General features: G+C 75.3%; 12 protein-coding genes. 4 read left to right on the forward strand and 8 right to left on the reverse strand.

Translation table 11 applies throughout. The features are described from left to right. The first annotated feature begins 39 nt into the window (after positions 1-39). Positions 40-903 (forward strand): hypothetical protein, encoded by an 864-nt coding sequence (locus GA0070214_RS27135; RefSeq protein WP_091269352.1) that lies wholly within the window; start codon positions 40-42, stop codon positions 901-903. 64 nt (positions 904-967) lie between these two features. Here GA0070214_RS27135 and GA0070214_RS27140 read toward each other — a convergent pair whose 3' ends face one another. From GA0070214_RS27140 to GA0070214_RS27155, 4 genes are all read right to left on the reverse strand, one after another. Then, positions 968-1,354: a VOC family protein gene (locus GA0070214_RS27140; RefSeq protein WP_091269353.1), complete on the reverse strand. Its 387-nt coding sequence runs from the start codon at positions 1,352-1,354 to the stop codon at positions 968-970. Positions 1,355-1,557: 203 nt separating this feature from the next. Further along, positions 1,558-4,098 (reverse strand): malectin domain-containing carbohydrate-binding protein, encoded by a 2,541-nt coding sequence (locus GA0070214_RS27145; protein WP_091269354.1) that lies wholly within the window; start codon positions 4,096-4,098, stop codon positions 1,558-1,560. Between the two features lie 258 nt (positions 4,099-4,356). Then, entirely contained in the window at positions 4,357-5,430 is a 1,074-nt protein-coding gene (locus GA0070214_RS27150) for a sensor histidine kinase (protein WP_167364339.1), read from the reverse strand. Continuing rightward, positions 5,427-6,095, reverse strand: coding sequence for a response regulator transcription factor (locus tag GA0070214_RS27155; RefSeq protein ID WP_091269355.1), 669 nt, complete (start codon positions 6,093-6,095; stop codon positions 5,427-5,429). The genes GA0070214_RS27150 and GA0070214_RS27155 overlap by 4 nt, the downstream gene beginning before the upstream one ends. A 159-nt stretch (positions 6,096-6,254) precedes the next feature. Here GA0070214_RS27155 and GA0070214_RS27160 point away from each other — a divergent pair, with 159 nt between their 5' ends. Continuing rightward, on the forward strand, positions 6,255-7,508 hold the full coding sequence (locus tag GA0070214_RS27160; RefSeq protein ID WP_091269356.1) for a C39 family peptidase: 1,254 nt from the start codon (positions 6,255-6,257) through the stop codon (positions 7,506-7,508). 18 nt (positions 7,509-7,526) lie between these two features. On the opposite strand, the gene GA0070214_RS27165 is transcribed toward GA0070214_RS27160, so the two are convergent. Beyond that, on the reverse strand, positions 7,527-8,810 hold the full coding sequence (locus tag GA0070214_RS27165; protein WP_091269445.1) for an outer membrane protein assembly factor BamB family protein: 1,284 nt from the start codon (positions 8,808-8,810) through the stop codon (positions 7,527-7,529). Continuing rightward, complete coding sequence (locus tag GA0070214_RS27170; protein WP_091269446.1) at positions 8,807-10,093, reverse strand: outer membrane protein assembly factor BamB family protein; 1,287 nt, start codon at positions 10,091-10,093, stop codon at positions 8,807-8,809. The genes GA0070214_RS27165 and GA0070214_RS27170 overlap by 4 nt, the downstream gene beginning before the upstream one ends. Before the next feature lie 94 nt (positions 10,094-10,187). Here GA0070214_RS27170 and GA0070214_RS27175 point away from each other — a divergent pair, with 94 nt between their 5' ends. Beyond that, positions 10,188-12,020, forward strand: a complete 1,833-nt coding sequence (locus tag GA0070214_RS27175) for a DUF6311 domain-containing protein (RefSeq protein WP_208602935.1) — start codon at positions 10,188-10,190, stop codon at positions 12,018-12,020. A gap of 19 nt (positions 12,021-12,039) precedes the next feature. Here GA0070214_RS27175 and GA0070214_RS27180 read toward each other — a convergent pair whose 3' ends face one another. Both GA0070214_RS27180 and GA0070214_RS27185 read right to left on the reverse strand, forming a co-directional pair. Further along, a complete protein-coding gene (locus tag GA0070214_RS27180; protein ID WP_091269358.1) occupies positions 12,040-13,827 on the reverse strand; it encodes a hypothetical protein in 1,788 nt (595 codons plus the stop codon). Next, positions 13,785-15,662, reverse strand: coding sequence for a DUF6311 domain-containing protein (locus GA0070214_RS27185; RefSeq protein WP_091269359.1), 1,878 nt, complete (start codon positions 15,660-15,662; stop codon positions 13,785-13,787). The genes GA0070214_RS27180 and GA0070214_RS27185 overlap by 43 nt, the downstream gene beginning before the upstream one ends. Positions 15,663-15,830: 168 nt before the next feature. Between GA0070214_RS27185 and GA0070214_RS27190 the strand changes: the two genes are divergently transcribed. Beyond that, positions 15,831-17,012 (forward strand): hypothetical protein, encoded by a 1,182-nt coding sequence (locus GA0070214_RS27190; RefSeq protein ID WP_091269360.1) that lies wholly within the window; start codon positions 15,831-15,833, stop codon positions 17,010-17,012. Positions 17,013-17,022: the final 10 nt, after the last annotated feature.

Below are 17,022 nucleotides of genomic sequence, written 5' to 3' on the forward strand. Positions count from 1 at the left end.
GCTACGATCACGCGTCCGGATTTCTGAGGAGCTGCCAACATGTCCCAGCCGCCGTCCAACCCCTACCCCGGTTCCTACCCCCCGCATCAGCAGCAGCCCGGCGGCTACCAGCCGCCGCAGCAGCCCCAGTACGGCGGCGGCTACCCGCCGGCTCCGCAGCAGCAGCCCCAGTACGGCGGCGGCTACCCGGAGAGCGGCCAGCCCGGCCAGCAGTACGGCGGCGGCTACCCGGAGCCCGGCCAGCCCGGCCAGCAGTACGGCGGCGGCTACCTGGAGACCGGTCAGCCCGGCTACGGCGGCGCGGCCCCGCTTCCGCCGAAGAAGAAGTCGAGCGTCGGCAAGATCCTGCTCATCGTGCTGGCCGTGGTGCTGGTGCTCTGCGTGGGCGGCGGCGTCGCCCTCTGGCTCGGCGTCAAGGACGAGGTCGGCGACGTGGTCACGGCGACCAAGACCCGCCTGGTCGAGCCCCCCACGCTGGCCGGCCGGCCGAAGATCACCGAGCCGGAGCTCCAGTCGGCCGCCACGCAGATGAAGTCGGAGATCGCCAAGGACGTCCCGAACGCCACCAGCACGGTCGGCGCGTTCTACGGCGAGCCGGCGAAGAAGGACATGGTCATGATCGCCGGCGCGTCCGGTGTCATCGCCGACCCGCAGAAGGAGATGGCGGACGCCATCACGGCGATCACCCCTCAGCTGGGCGCCAAGGAGTTCAAGACGGTCGACGCCGGCCCGATGGGCGGCGAGGCCAAGTGCGGCGACGGCAAGGCCGATGCCATCCCGGTGGCCGTCTGCATCTGGGCCGACAAGGGCAGCCTGGGCATGGTGGTGGTCTACTTCAAGTCCGCCGCCGAGGTCCAGCCGGAGTTCGTGACCATGCGCGGTGAGATCGAGAAGCAGGGCTGAGCCCCGCAGACCCGGTGGACCGGGCCCCCACCCGAGGGTGGGGGCCCGGTCCGCGTTTCACCGGTCAGGCGGACGCGGCCCGCTCCGCGGGGCTGCGGCAGACGCAGAACTCGTTGCCCTCGGGGTCGGCGAGCACCACCCAGCCGGTGCCGTCCGGCCGGCGCTGGTCGGCGACCAGGGTGGCGCCGAGGTCGCGCAGCCGCGCCACCTCCTCGTCCCGGGTCCCCTCGGCCGCGTGCACGTCGAGGTGGAACGCGCCCTTGCCGTGCCGCTCGCCCACCGAGACGAACAGCAGGTCGGGGCCGTGGCCGTCGGGCGCGGCGAGGACCGCCTCCGGGTCACCCGGGTAGTCGTCGTCGTTCAACTTCCGGTCGAGCGCCCGGGCCCACCAGCTCGCCAGGGTGTACGGGTCGTCGCTCTCGACGGTGACGCAGTGGATCTGTGCACTCACGGTGCTTTCCTCCTGGGTCGGAGTGCGCCCCGCCGGAGTGAAGGAGTCAGCGGCGACTGCGGGGCGCGGGACGGTTCACGGTGGACATCGACCACACCCCCTTCCACGTCTCGGGCTGACGCCGCTGATCATGTCACCACCCGGCGGCGGGGACAAGCCGGCCCGGCCCCGCGAGGCGGGACCGGGCCGGACGGGTGCCCGGGTCACGGGCCGACGAAGACCGCCTTCGCCCGCCAGTCGACGCCGTCCACGGCCGGGCCGCTGCGCACGGTGAACGCGGCGGCCGGCGTGCCGCCCGCCCAGTCGGTGGCCGACAGGTCGCCGGTGCTGCGGTTGACCTTGTAGAGCGTGCTGCCGGCCAGGAAGACCGACCCGGCGTCGGCGAAACCGCTCACCCCGGCGACGGTGAACTTCTCCGCGCCGACCACGCCGCTGTCCGGGGCAAACCAGCGCCAGAACAGGCCGCCCTGCCCGGCGAGCGTGTAGTAGAGCCGCCCGCCGCTGTAGAACATGCCGGTGACGTTGGGGATCTCGGGATAGAAGTTGTTGGTCACCCCGGCGTACGTCTGGCCGGCCGGGCCGGAGTCGGTCTCCACGGCGTCCCAGTAGGCGTCGTGGTAGGGGTCGACCGCCGAGGCGGCGCCGAACGTGGACCCGTTGAAGGTCCGCCGCCACAGCGACCCGTTCATCCCGTAGAAGAGCGTGCCGCCGACCCAGAACGCACCCCGCGCGGTGGACCACGCGGTGCCGTCGGGCACGGCCACCGGGGCGGCCGCGCCGGCCGTGGTGCCGCCGTCGTACGACCGGACCTGCACCTCGTTGCCGGTGCCGGCGGGCGGGGCGCCGGTCTTGACGATCTCGATGCCGTCGACGAGCGGGTTCTCCACCACGTGCCGGAAGTCGACGCCGACCGAGCCGTCGCTGACCACGGTGAAGGCGCGCATGGTGCCCACGTTGTGCCCGACGCTGCCGGACAGGTCGAGGTCGTCCAGGACGGTCGTGCCCTCCACCGCCACGTCGAAGACCCGGGATCCGGGGGCGGCGGTGCCGTCGTACCGGTTGGCCAGGTAGAGCCGGACCTGGACCTCGGTGCCCGCCGGCACCGGGAACTGCCAGCTCATCTCCGCGTCGCCGGCGGGGTCCCAGCGCTCGTCGGCGTAGAGCGCGGCCGGGGTGCCGGCCGGCACGGTGCCGTCGACGCTGCCCACCGGCGCGAACCCGGCGGTGCTGCTCCCGGCGTTGTGGTACGCGCTGGGGTTGCCACCGTCGTCGGCCGCCCAGTCGGGCCCAGTGTCGGTCGAGGCGAGCAGGGGGCCGCCCGCGTTGACCCGGTACAGCACGTTCGTCGGCGCCGGGACGCCCGCCTGGTAGACGTTGCCCGGGAGGGTGGCCGTGGTGGTCGGGTGCGGCGCCGCGCCGCCGGTCAGCGGGAAGAACGCGATCCGCTCCCGCCGGTACTGGAAGTTGCCGATCCACGAGGTGTCCGAGCCGACCCAGAGGCCGGCCGGGGTGACCAGCATCTCGGAGGCGCCGATGCCGCGCGGGTGCCGGCCCGGGTTCCAGGACAGCGGCAGGCCGGTGCGCGGGTCGAGGGCCGCGATGCTGGCCCGGCCGACGGCGCCGGCCTGGGCGGAGTCGCCGCCGAAGCTGTTGTTCAGCCAGCGGAAGTGCCCGCCGACGTAGACCGCCTGCTCGCTGATGCCGACCGAGAGGTAGGTGTCTCCGCCCGTGTAGTCGACCCAGGTGGGCTGGAGGTCGGTGCCGGTGGCGCCGGCCTCCCAGCGGGCGGCGGCGTCGCAGAGCGTGCCGCCGTTCGGCGCGCCGGTGGTCACCACCACGAAGTAACTGCTGTCCGGGGCGAACGCGAGGTCCCGCATGTAAGAGTCGAACGCCCACCAGGCGCAGCGCGGGGTGTACCGGTTGGTGTTCCAGTCGGCCACGGTGGCCGCGGTCTCGCCCAGGTCCAGCTTGACGATCTGGTCGTGCAGCACCCCGTCGGCCTTCTTGAAGTTGCCGATCACCACGAGCTTCGTGCCGTCCGGCGAGACGGCCAGCTTCTCGGCCCCGACGCCGGCGTTGGAGCCGCTGACCCCGTCGTAGTTGTGGTGCTCGGTGAGCGCCGTGGTGAGGTAGCCGTCCACCGCGCCGGTGCTCGCGTTGAGTGAGGCGAGGCCGCCGCGCGGGTTGGGGTTGCCGGCCGTGGTGAAGATGCCGCCGACCAGCAGCCGCCCGCCGGCCAGGGCGATGTCGTTGACCAGCCCATTGAACGCCGGGCCGGCGAAGCTGGTGACCACCGCGCCGGTCGCGACGTTGAGCAGGGCCACCTTGCGCCGGGTGACCCCGTTGACGGTGTTGAACTTGCCGGCCACGAAGACCGTCCCGGCGGTGGGTCCGGCGACCACCGCGTACACCTCGTTGTCGACGGTCGGCGCGAAGGCGGTGTCCACCGCGCCGGTGGCCTTGTCGAAGGCGAGCAGGTAGGTGCGGGGGATGTCCACATCGGTCCCGCGGTTCTGCACCCGGGTGAACGAGCCGGCCACGATGATCTTCGTGCCGGCGTCGTGGATCGCGTTCACCGTGCCGTCCATGATGTCCGGCGAGGCGGTGGAGGGCGTCGCCCTGACCAGCGTGCCGTGGTCGGGCGCGGCGCCGGCCGGACCGGCCGGGGCCAGCCCGGCGGCGGTGAGCGCGACGGCGGCGAGGGCCACGAGGACACGGCGCGTGAGGGCCGAGGGTGGGGTCACTGGCAGCTCCGGAGACTGGTGCGGACAGGCGTGTCGCAGCACTCACCCTGGGCCACCGGTCACGCGCCGTCCAGCACCGGCCACGCTTTCTGCCCGACCACCGCACCGCTCCCGCCCGACCACCGGCGGCGACCGGACGGGACAGCCGGGCCGGACGCACGAACAGGTGATCGCCGATGGTGGTTCGGCGGGCGGCGGCCGTCGGGTCGGCGGTCCGGCGCGTACCGTCCGGTCGGCCGCACGGACGCCGATCGGGTCTCAGGTGGCCGCGGGAGCGTCGGCCGACGGCAGGGTGACGGTCACCTCCAGGCCGCCACCCGGCTGGGCGACGGCCTTCACGGTGCCGCCGTGCGCGTCGCAGACCGCGCGCACGATGGACAGACCGAGGCCGGAGCCGCGGGCGCCGGTGCGTTCCTGCCCGCCGCGCCGGAACGGCTCGAACAGCCCCGGCACGTCGGCGGGCGCCACCTCGAAGCCGGTGTTCCCGACCACCAGCCAGGACCGCTGCCCGTCGGTGCCGGTGCGCACCCAGAGCCGGCCGTGGAGGTGGTTGTAGCGGACCGCGTTCTCCACCAGGTTGCCGGCGAGCCGGTCGAGCAGGCCCGGGTCGCCGACCACCGGGGCGGCACGCAGCGAGGTGTGCACCTTGAGACCGATCCGCTCGACCTCGCGGGCCATCGCGGAGAGCGCGTTGCCGGTGCCCACGGCCAGGTCGAACTCGGTGCGCCGGGCCAGCCGGCCGCCGGTCTGCGCCTCGCTGCGGGCCAGCACGAGCAGCGCGTCGACCAGCCCGTTGGCGCGTTCCGACGCCTCCCGGACCACACTGGCCATCCGGCGGTACTCGGCGAGGTCCGCCTCGTCGTCGCTGAGTGTCACGTCGATCTCGGTACGCATCACCGCCAGCGGCGTGCGCAGCTCGTGCGAGGCGTTGGCCACGAACCGTTTCTGCGCCTCGAACGCGGCGCTGATCCGGTCCAGCATGGCGTCGAAGGTCTCGGCCAGCTCGGCGACCTCGTCGTTCGCGCCGGACCAGCCGATCCGCTCGTCCAGCGTGGTCTCGCCGAGCCGGCGGGCGGTGGCGGTGACCTGGTGCAGGGGGCGCAGCGCCCGGCCGGCCACCGCGTACGCCCCGGCGACCCCGACCATGCCGATCGCCACCAGCGCCACCAGGGCCTTGACCAGCAGCTCGCGCTCGTCGGTGGGGCGCAGCGCGTCCCGGACCAGCAGCCAGGCCAGCAGCACGAGGACCGCACCGGCACCGACCAGCAGCACCCCGTTGAGCAGGGTGAGCCGCAGCCGCAGGGTGGGCCGCAGCCGGGACCGGCCGGTCACGCGGCGGCCTCGCCGATCCGGTAGCCCGCACCGACCACCGTCTCGATCAGCGGCGGGTCGCCGAGCTTCTTGCGCAGCGTCATGACGGTGACGCGGACGATGGTGGTGAACGGGTCGGTGTTGGCGTCCCAGACCCGTTCCAGCAGCTCCTCGCTGGAGACCACCGCGCCGCGCGCCTTGAGCAGCTCGGCCAGCACACCGAACTCCTTGTTGGTGAGGTCGACCGGCTCGCCGCCGCGGGCGACCACCCGGCGGGCCGGGTCGAGCACCAGGTCGGCCACCTCCAGCACCGGCGGGGCGGCCGGGGTGGCCCGCCGGCCCAGCGCCTGCACCCGGGCGACCAGCTCGTCGAACGCGAACGGCTTCGGCAGGTAGTCGTCGGCGCCGAGCTGCAGCCCCTCCACCCGGTCGGCGACGGTGACGCTGGCGGTCAGCATCAGCACCCGGGTCAGCGCGCCGGAGGCGGCCAGGTCGGCGCAGATCCGGTCGCCGTGCACGCCGGGCAGGTCCCGGTCCAGGATCACCACGTCGTAGCGGGTCACGAAGGCGGCCTCGTGCCCGGCGTCGCCGTCGTAGGCGACGTCCACGGCCATCCCGCGCTTGCGCAGCCCGCGCGCGATCGCGTCGGCGAGGTTCCGCTCGTCCTCGACCACCAGTACCCGCATCCCGGCCTCCCACCTCGTGACCTCCCACAACCTAGTGCGGGCAGCCAAGCGTCCCTCGCGCGCCGTCGTTGCAAAAAATCTTCAGGTACGCGATGCTGCCCGGCGGCGAGCGACAACGCCCCGGCCACCGGCCGCGGCCCGACCCCGACGGGAGCCCGCATGACCGCTGTCGACCCCGGCCGGGACGTGACGTACCACCGCTTCCGCTTCCCGGTGGACCTGCACCTCGGGACCGCCGACGGGGTGGCCGCCGGCCCGGACGGGCTGGTGCTCGGCACGCCGGCCGACCGGCTGGACCACACCGACCCGCACTCCGGCGACACCGCCGGCTACGACGCGGCGACCTGGACCTCCCCGGTGGTGCCGATCGGCTTCGCCGCCGCCGAGCTGGTCCCCTCCTGGACCGCCGAGGCCCCGCCCGGCTGCTGGCTGCGGGTGGAGCTGCGCGGCTGGGCCGGGGACGCCGCCACCACCGGCTGGTACGAGCTGGGCCGGTGGGCCGCCGACGAGACGGCCATCCACCGGTCCTCCGTGCCGGGGCAGGCGGACGACGCGGCCTCGGTGGCGGCCGACACCCTGCGCGTGACGGGCGCGACGGTCACCGGCTGGCAGGTCCGGGTCACCCTGCTCCGGCGTCCCGACGCGCCGGCCGGCCCGGTGCTCCGCACGGTCGGCGTGGTCGCCTCGGCCGGCGGGCGGACCAGCCCCGGCACGCCGGCCACCCGGGCGGGCGCGCCCGGCGCACCGGACGGCGGGCCGGTCGCGGCGCCGGTCCCGGCCGGCACGGAGGCGGGCGGGGCCCGGGGCCGGGTGCTCGACGTGCCCCGCTACGCGCAGCGGCTGCACGCCGGCGGCGAGACCCGCTGGGGCGGTGGCGGGGACTCCTGGTGCAGCCCCACCTGCGTCTCGATGGTGCTCGACTTCTGGGGTGCCGGCCCGACCCCGGACCGGTACGCCTGGGTCGCCCCGCCCGGCCCCCGGCCGGTGGTGGTGCACGCCGCCCGGCACTGCTACGACCACGCGTACGCGGGAGCCGGGAACTGGCCGTTCAACACCGCGTACGCGGGGCTGCACGGGGTGGACGCGTTCGTGACCCGGCTGCGCTCGCTGGCCGAGGCGGAACGGTTCGTGGCCGCCGGCATCCCGCTGATCGTCTCGGCGGCCTTCCAGCGGGGGCAGGTGCCCGGGCTGGACTACGACACCCGGGGGCACCTCATCGTGCTCGTCGGCTTCACGGCCGACGGCGACCCGGTGCTCAACGACCCGTACGCCCCGGACGACGAGGGGGTCCGCCGGACCGTGCCCCGGGCGGCGTTCGAGGCCGCGTGGCAGGGCGGCAGCGGCGGCGTCGTCTACGTGGTGCGCCCGGAGTCGGTGCCGCTGCCGCCGGCGCCCGCGCAGGCCAACTGGTGACCCGGCCGCCCGGTTGAGTCAGCGGCCCACCCGCCAGATCACCAGCCCGCCCGACGGCTGCAGGCAGACCAGTGCCGTGCCCGAGTCGGCGCACTCGTCCCAGGACCCGGGCAGCACCGCCCGGATCCGGGCCTCGCCCGCCGCGACGTCCAGCGTGCCGACCAGCGTGCGGTCGCCGGTCAGGCGGCGCAGCCCGAGCAGCTGGCCGCTCTCGACGCCCACGGTCCGCCAGCGGCCGAGCCGGGCGAGGGCTCGGCCGGTGACCGGGTCGAGCACGGACAGCTCCAGTTCCAGCCCGACGCCGGGCTCGGCGCCGAGCAGCCGGCCGCCGAAGGGCGCCATCCCGATCCACTGGTCGTCCACCCAGCCCGGTCGACCGGTGGCGGGGTCGAGGGCGCGTACCCCGCCGACCTGGTCGCGGATGCACACCATCCCGGCGCACTCGACGAACCACACCCCGGCGCGGGGCTCCACCGGCACGTCCCAGCGCCGGTCCAGCCGGTCCAGCCCGTACGCCGTGACCGTGCCCGGCGCGCCGTCGACCAGCAGCAGGCCGGCCACCACCTGGGTGAACCGGTAGGAGACCCGGTCCGCGGCGGGCGGCACCCGGCCGGCGCGCACCAGCGCCCCGGAGTCCGCGTCGTGCACCTCCACCCGGCCGTCCGGGGTGACCAGCACGATCTGCGTCACCCCCCGGTCGCCCGTCCGGTACGCCACCCCGTTGCTGGGCAGCGGCAGCGACCAGCGCACCGCACCGGACGCCGGGTCGACGGCCAGGACGGTGCCCGTCCCGGCCGCCCGCGGCGTCTCGAACAGCACCCCGCCGGAGGCGGTCGACACCGCGTAGCCGGACTGGCGCCAGCGCACCGCGCCGGTCCCCGGGTCCAGCAGGGTGGAGAGGGTGTCGCCGGCCCCGGCGGGGCTGCTCGTCACCAGCAGCCCGCCGGCCACCGTGCCGAGCCCGAGGACGTGGTCTCCCGCGGTCAGGGTGAACCGCCACAGCGGCTCGCCGCCGGGCAGCCGGTGCCCGGTGACCACCCGGCCGCCCAGGCCGACGGTGCCCGGGCCGTCGGCCACCACCAGCCGGCCCGCCAGGACCAGGAAGATGGCGCCCTGCGGGGCGGGCACCCGGAGCCCCGCCGGTGGCCGGGCCGGCGGGGTCCCGCCGGCCAGGGTCAGCAGGGCGAGGCAGCAGACCGCCACGACCCGGGCCACCCGGCCCGGCGGCCGGGCCGGCGCCCGGGAAGGCTCGTCGGCCTCCTCGCCGTGCCGCATCTCCCCCAGCTCGATGACGGGACTCACGGCAGCCGCCACAGTCCGAAACCGCCGTTCGTGTGGCGGCAGACGAGCAGCTCCGCGCCCGTCCGGCAGTCGCCCACGGCGCCGACCAGCACGTCGCGCACCTCGGGGCGGCCGGCGGCCGGGTCCAGCTCGGCGAGGAGCAGGCGGCTGTTCCTGATCCGCCGGACACCGAACAGCCGGCCGTCGAACTCGTCCTGCTGCACGACCTCCCAGACACCGAGGTCGGCCACCAGCCGGCCGGTGGCCTCCTCGATGACCGCCAGGCCGGTTCCGGCCCCGGTGTCCGGGGCGATGCCCGTCGCGACCAGGAGCCGGCCGCCGGTGGCCGACAACGCCCCCACCCACCGGTCGTCGGTCCACCGCACCTCCCCGGTGGCCGGGTCGAGCCCCCACATCCCGCCGGTCTGCCCGCTCGCGCAGAGCAGGCCGCCGCACCGCTCCGCGTAGCCGACCAGCGGGAGCGCGGCCGTCCAGCGCCGCCGGAGGGTGTCCAGCTCGTAGGCGGTGACGGTGCTGCCCCCGTCCCCGACCACCAGCAGCATCCCGGCGGCGAGCAGGGTGCGCTGCCGGGTGGGCAGGTCGCCGGGGCGCAGGTCGCGGGCGACCCGCCGGGCACCGCTGACCGCGTCGTAGACGGTGGTCTCGCCCGCGGCCGGCAGGTAGACCAGCCGGTCCACGCCGGACGGGCCGAAGCTGAGTTCGACGTCGTCCGGCGTGCCGGGCGCCGACCACAGGGTCCGGCCGTCGCTCACCGCCACCCGGCGGATCGGCTGCCGGTCCGTCACCTCGGGGACCTGCATGAGCAGCGCCTCGCCGGCCGGGAAGCCCACTCCGGGCTGGACCCAGGTCACCCGGCCGGTGCGGGCGTCGAAGGCGGCCGTCTCGTACGCGGAGTCGCCGGCGGTCCGCCCGACGAGCAGGACGCTGCCGTCCTGCTCCCACACGGAGATGGCCGAGCCCGCCCCCGGCAGCGCGGTCCGCCACAGTGCCCGGGGTGGACCCTCGCCGGCCCGGTACGCGACGAGCTGCCGGCCCACGCCGCGCTGCGGGTCCGCCGGATCGACCACGTACACCCGGTCGCCGGAGACGAACGCGACGGACGCGGGGCCGCCGGACAGGGTGCGCGCGGCGGGCAGCGCCGGGGGCGCCGCGGCGGCGAGGGTGACCAACGCCACCAGCAGCACCGCGACGCTCCGAAACGGACGACCGGCGGCCCGCGGGCGACGCCGCGCCGGGTCCGGTGGGGCGTCGTCGCGCAGCTCACCGAGATCGATGACGGCCACGACCACCCCCTCCCCACGCCGCGCCCCGGCGTCTCGGCCGAAACCGGTACGAGACGTGCCGCCTGTACGATGGCCCGTCGTGGCCGTGCCGGTGGTGGACCCCTCGCTGAACTCCTCGCCCGTCGAGGCCGAGCCCGTCGTGGCGGACCCGCCGCGCCGGCCCCGTCGCCGGCCGGCCCGCGCCGACGTGCTGGCCATCGGAGCCTATGCGGTGCTCGGGGTTCTCGTCTGCCTCAACTACTGGGGCGACGTGGAGCACCGGGTCTCCTCGCACCTGCCGACCGACCACAGCTGGTTCGAGTGGCTGTTCGCGCACGGCGCGTACTCGGTGCGCCACCTGGAGAACCCGCTGTTCACCGCCCGGCAGAACGCGCCGGACGGGGTGAACATGATGGCGAACACCTCGCTGCTCGGGGTCACCCTGCCGCTGGCGCCGCTCACCCTGCTGCTCGGCCCGCAGGTGATGTACGCGCTCTACCTCGGCGCGGCGCTCTCGGCGACCGCGGCCACCTCCTACTGGGTGCTGTCCCGGCACCTGGTGCGCTCGCGCGGGGCGGCCTTCGTCGGCGGCGCCTTCCTCGGCTTCGCCCCGGGCATCGTGCACCACGCCAACGGGCAACCGAACTTCGTCTCCAACTTCCTGCTCCCGCTGATCGTGGCCCGGGTCCTGCGGCTCGGCGAACCGGGCCGGTGGCGGCGCAACGGGATCGCGCTGGGCCTGCTCGTGGCGTACCAGATCTTCATCAACGAGGAGATGCTGCTGCTCACCGCGCTGGCCTGCCTGGTCGTCGTGGTGGCCTGGGTGGTGCAGCGACCGCGCGCGGCGCGCGAGCGGGCCGGCGCGTTCCTCGCCGCCGGCGGCGTGGGCGGCGGGCTGGCCCTGCTGCTGACCGCCTACCCGATCTGGTTCCAGTTCAACGGGCCGCAGTCCTACCGGGGCCTGCAGGGCGGGGTCTTCCACAACTGGGGCGAGGACCTGATGGCCTTCGTCACCTTCGCCCGGGACACCGTCGCCGGTGACGAGGCCGTGGAGAAGACCATCGGGCTGACCGAGCAGAACACCTGGTTCGGCTGGCCGCTCGTGCTGGTCGCGCTGGTCGCTCTCGTGCTGCTGGTGCGCCGCTCGCTGCCGGCCCGGATCCTGGCCGTGCTCGTGGTGGTCTTCTCGGTCGCCGCGATCGGCCCGAAGGTGCGCTTCGACGGCGTGGAGACCACCGTCGACGGCCCCTGGGCGTACGTGCCGGACGACCTGCCGCTGGTCGAGATGATGATGCCGACCCGGCTGAGCCTCGTGGTGGCCGCCGCGGTCGGCGTGCTGCTCGCGCTGGCCTGGGAGGCGCTGTCCGGGCGCGGCCGCCCGCCGGTGCCCGCCCAGCGCACCGGATCGGCCCCGCCGCGATTCCGTCGTTGGCTGCGCCCCGTCGGGTACGCCGCCATCGTGGCCGCGCTGCTCCCGCTGTTCCCGCGCCCGCTGCCGGCTCAGCAGATCGACCCGCCGCCGCACTTCATCATGGCGGGCGGCTGGCGGCCCTACGTGCCGGACGGCCGCACCCTGGTGCCGGTGCCGATCCCGAGCAACGTGCACGGCCTGCCCACGCTGCGCTGGAGCGCGCTGACCCGGCAGGAGTTCCCCATCCCGGGCGGCTACTTCATCGGCCCGAACGAGGCGGGCGAGGGCGTCTTCGGCGCACCGAACCGGCCGACCAGCACCCTCATCTACGCAACCATGGACGCGAACAAGGTCCCGCCGCTGACCGAGGAGAACCGCCGCCAGGCCCTGGACGACCTGCGCTTCTGGAAGGCGTCGGTGGTGGTGCTGGGCGCGAACCCGCGCGAGGCGGTGCTCCGCGACCTGATGACGGCCCTGCTGGGCCCGCCGCAGCGCGTGGACGACGTCTGGCTCTGGGACGTCCGCGACCGCGTCTGACGGCCGACCACGGGGAAAGTCAGCCGGTCAGGGGACGGACGTCCCACAGGTGGGCGCCGGGGACGTCGCGGCCGGGGCCGACCAGTGCGTCCACCGTGGCGCGGACCGGGTCGCCCGGTGTCGAGTCGGCCTGCACGAGCACCGCGGCCCGCCAGTGCCGCAGGTCCGCGACGGCCTGGCGGCGTTCCGCGTCGCCGATCGGCGGCACCTGGCCGGTCTCGGCGGCCCGGCGCAGCAGCAGTGAGGTGGGCAGGTCCGGCGCACCCCAGTGCGCCGTGGGGTCGGCGGCGGCGCGGGGGCCGATGAAGTAGCCGCCCGGCGCGTCGAAGGCCAGCCCGGTGCGCGCCGACCAGAAGGTGGCCGGGCTGACCGCCGACCCGGTGACCGGGGGCACGGGCACCAGCGTCCGCCCCGGCGGCACGTACTCCCGCCAGCCGCCGTCGGCCACGAAGGCCGGCACCGGGACGACCGGCACGGTGCGGATCGGGGTCGGGGTGAGCGGCAGCAGCGCGGCGGCGACCGCCCCCGCCCAGGGCGCCCAGGTCCGGGCCGCGCGGCGCCGGACCCGGTCGAGGGCGAGGGCCAGCAGCACCCCGAGCACCGGTACGCACACCAGCGCGAACCGGGCCGGCACCACGAGGTCGAGCAGGGGCACCCGGGCGAGCAGCCGGTACGGGCCGGGCAGCCCGGTGTCGTGCCGGTTCACCACGACCGTGGTGCCGAGGGAGAGCAGCGCGAAGACCAGCCCGCAGGCCGCCAGGGCCCGGACGAGGGGCCGCCGCCACAGCCGGACCACGATGAGCACGGCCAGCAGCGGCAGGAACGGGCCGAAGAAGGAGTTCTCCTCGGTGGGGTTCGGCGAGAGCAGCCCGGCGTGGTAGCCGTCCCCGGCGACGGTCTGCCGGGCGGCCGTGGCGTAGGACGCCAGGTCCAGTCGGTAGCCCCGCGCGTAGAAGGGCATCCCCGTGTAGTGGCCGGGGCCGCGGAACTGGACCCAGAGCGGGTAGGCCAGCAGCACCCCGGCGACCAGCGCGCCGATCCCGAGCCGGCGCGCCACCACGGGCGCCAGCCGGCGCGCCCCGGCCCGGTCCGCGAGGGCGTACGACCCGGCGAACACACCGGCCGCGAGGGCCAGGAAGACCAGCACCTCCTCGCCGAGGAAGACCTGGTACGCGACGGCCAGCCCGAGCAGCACCCCGTCCCGGCGGACCCGGTCGGCGGCCGGCCGGAACACCAGCCCGAGGATCACCGGGACCAGGAACTGGGCGGCCATGTGCAGGTGCGCCCCGGCCTGCGACACCAACCCCGGGGCGAAGCCGCAGAACAGTCCGCCCAGCGCCGCGGCGATCCGGGAGCGGACCAGCCGGCGGGCGAGCAGCGCGTACCAGGCGGTGGCGGTGCCGGCGATGCAGAGCACCACGGCGACGAGGAAGGCCACCTGGGAGCCGAACAGCGCGGTGACCGGGGTGAGCGGCACGCCCAGCCCGAGCACCGAGGTGTTGGCCATCAGGTTGACCCCGTCGGGGACGTTCAACGCGGTGCTGTGCAGCGGGTTCTCCGCGCCGGTCACCGCGCGGGCGGCCCGCGCCAGCATCCACTCGAAGAGCATCTGGTCGCCGGCCTGGTGGAACAGCCGGTCGGGCCGGCGCCACTGGCCGGCGGTGAGCAGCACGGCCAGGCCCAGGTAGCCGGCGACCACGAGCGCGTCGACCGGGCGCGGCCGCCACCGGCGCCGGGGCGCGGGCTCGGGGCGGTCCGGGCCGGTCAGGCGGACTGGCTGGTCAGTGTCCGGACGTCCCACAACCACACGTCCAGCTCCTGCCGGGCGGGCCCGACCAGCTGCTCCACGGTGCGGCGCAGCGGCTCGGCGTTCTGCTCGTTCAGCGGCAGCACCACGATGGCGGCCCGCCAGTGCCGGAGCTCGTCGAGGAAGCGGCGGCGCTGCCGGTCGTCGAGCTTCGGCGTACGCCCGGTGGCCTCGACGTCGGCGAGCAGCTCGCCGATGCCGCTGGGCCGGCCACCGAAGCGGCCCGGGTCGCCGGTGACCCCGTTGCGGGGGGCGAGGAAGTAGCCCCCGGGGATCTTGAAGGCCAGGTCGGTGCTGGCCGCCCAGCGCATCGGGTCGGTGTTGCCCATGGCCGGCACCGGCACGGAGACCAGCGTCTGGTCCGGCCCGACGTACTGCCGCCAGCGGTCGGCCGTGATGAACTTCGGCACGGCCGGGCGGGTGGTGACCCGCAGTGGCATGGGCGCGATGGGCAGCAGCGCGAACACCAGGCCGGCGGCGGTCAGGGTACGCATGGTGCGCCGCTCCACGACCCGCAGCGCCGCGGCCCGCTGGACGGCCAGCGCCAGCAGCACCCCGACGACCACGGTGGTGATGAGGCCGAACCGGGTCGGGACCACCGCGTCCAGCAGCGGCAGCTTCACCAGCAGCTCCCACGGGCCGGTGATCAGGTCCCGGTCCCACCAGGAGACCCGCTCGCCGAGGGAGAGCACGGCGAAGAACAGCCCGGTCGCGGCGAGTGCCCGGACCACCACCTCCCGGCGCAGCCAGACCACGATGCCGACGGCCAGCAGCGACAGGCTCCAGCCGAAGAAGGCGTTCTCCTCCGAGTAGTTCGGGGCGAGATTGACGTTGGCCCGCTCGTTGCCGCCCAGCGTGGGCGAGCCGGGCGTGAAGAACGCGGCGATGTCGTTGCCGTAGTCGCGGACCGTGTCGCTGAGCCCGTGGTACGCCATCGGCCCGGCGAACTGCACCCACAGCGGGTACGCCAGCAGCGCCCCGGCGAGCACCGCGCAGACGGCCAGCCCGGCGCCGAGCGGCCGCCACGCGGCGGCCCACCGCTCGCGCTGCTGCACCACCACGGCGACCAGGAACACCCCGCAGGCCAGCGCCGTGAAGAGCAGGATCTCCTCGTTGACGAACGCCTGCGCGGTGACCAGCAGGGCCAGCAGCGCGCCGTCGCGGACCGGCCGGGTGGAGCGGGTCAGCACCAGCACCCGCCACACGATGAAGGGCAGCAGGAACTGGCTGATGATGTTGGGATGCCAGTTGGCGTGCGACAGCATGGCCGGCGAGAACCCGCAGAACCAGCCGCCCACCGCGGCGGCCAGCCGGTGGCGCACCAGGTGCCGGGAGAGCACCCGGTACCAGGCGGCGGCCGTGCCGGCGAGGCCCAGCGTGACCAGGGTGACGAACGAGACCGCCGGTCCGAACAGGAGGGTCACGGGCACCATGGGGATGCCGAGGGCCAGGATGGCGGTGTTCGCCATCAGGTTGACCCCGTCGGGATAGTTGAACTGCTCGGTGAAGAACGGGAACTCGCCGTGCAGCACCACCCGCACCGAGTGGGCCAGGAAGAACTGCACCTGCGCCGGGTCGCTGCTGTAGAGGGCGGCCACCCGGCCGGCCGGGTCGGCCCAGATCCCGCTGGTCACCCAGAGCGCGGCGAGCAGGAACACCCCGTACACGGCGAGGTCCAGGCGGCGCGGCGTCCACCGCCACCGCCGCCGCGCGGCCGGCGCGACGGTCTCCGCGTCGCGGGCGGTGACCGGCGGTTCGTCCACCATGACGGAGAGCGGTCCGCCCGAGGCGTCGGCGTCCGGGGTCGAGTCGCCACGGGGCTCGGCAGGCGTCACAGTCGGCGGAGTCTACCGGAGCCGGAAAATGGCGTACGAATCGCACGTCCCACCGTCCTCAATGGTCATCGTCCGAAAGGGTGAGGCGGGCGCGGCCGGGTGACGGGTCGTCTCGTACCATGTGGGCTTCCGGACACGACCAGCGATGGGATACAGGGGGCGTACAGCGTGGCTTCAGCCCGACGCGGCACGACGGCCACCGCGCTGCTGGCCCTGCTGCTCACCGGTTGCGGCCCGGTCGCCGGGCGGCAGCCCGCGACGCTGCCGGTCGGCTACGACAGCCTGGACGGCACCCTCAAGGTCTGGCCGGCGCGGGGCAGCCTGGCCCGCGACGCCGCCGCCACCGCGGGGATCACCGACGCCGTCCGCGACTGGCGCTCCCCCGTCGACGACCGGGCCCACCTGTCCTCCTCCGGCATCCTCTACTCCGGCGAGGTGGCGGGGTCGCCGCTCGCCCTGGTCGCCGCCGACGTGCCCGGTGAGGCCGCCTCCTGGCTGCTGCAACTCGACCGTGACGGGCAGCGCTGGCGGGTGGCCCACGCCACCGAGTACACCGACCCCGGCTACCTGGTCTACTCCGACGTGCTGCCCGTTCAGCAGCCCACCGGCCGCCGTTACCTCACCTCCGCCCGCGTGGAACGCCTGCTCGGCCCCGACGGCACGGCCCTCCCGGCGGCCGACGGCATCACCGGGCCGGTCGCCGTGCCGCCCTGCCAGGCCGTGGCGGTGACCGCGACGCTGCGGCCCACCCGCTCGCTGCCGCGCGGCCGGGCCGCGGACCGCGTCCTCGACCTGGGTACGGCCACCGCGGCGCCCCGGTATCCACTGGTGCGCGACGAGACGGGGTCGGGGAAGCGGGCGCTGGCCGGGCTGGACACGTGTGTCCTCGCGGGCGAGCGGGGGCCGTTCGGGAGCGTGCCGCGGCGGATCGGCGACCGGCAGGCGCCCCGCTCGGCGCCGGAGTCGTGGCCCATGTCGAAGATCGCGGTGCGGTCGCTCGGGTCGGTTTCTCCTGGTGGCGGCGAGCCGGGCGAGCTGGAGCAACTGACCTGGGAGAGCGCCACCGGGACGATGACCGCCGTGGTCTACCGGCCGGCCGGCGGTGGCGCGCCGGTGGTCTCCCCCGCCGACCGGTCCACGACGCTGCAGGCCTACTACCTGCCGGTGCCGGGGCAGCCCCTTGCCGTGTTGAGCTGGCGGACGCGGGACGCGTCGTTCGCCGCGCCTCCGGGGACGACGCGGCTCGTGGACCGGCCGGGCCTGGTGGTCGTGGAGCAGCCGGGGCGGAAGCAGACGTTCAGCCTGGCGGGCACGGAGAAGACCTGGTACCGGTCCGTCGGCGGCCGCTGAGCCTGGCCTC

Origin of the sequence: Micromonospora chaiyaphumensis (assembly GCF_900091435.1) — a bacterium.
GTDB classification, from domain to species: domain Bacteria; phylum Actinomycetota; class Actinomycetes; order Mycobacteriales; family Micromonosporaceae; genus Micromonospora; species Micromonospora chaiyaphumensis.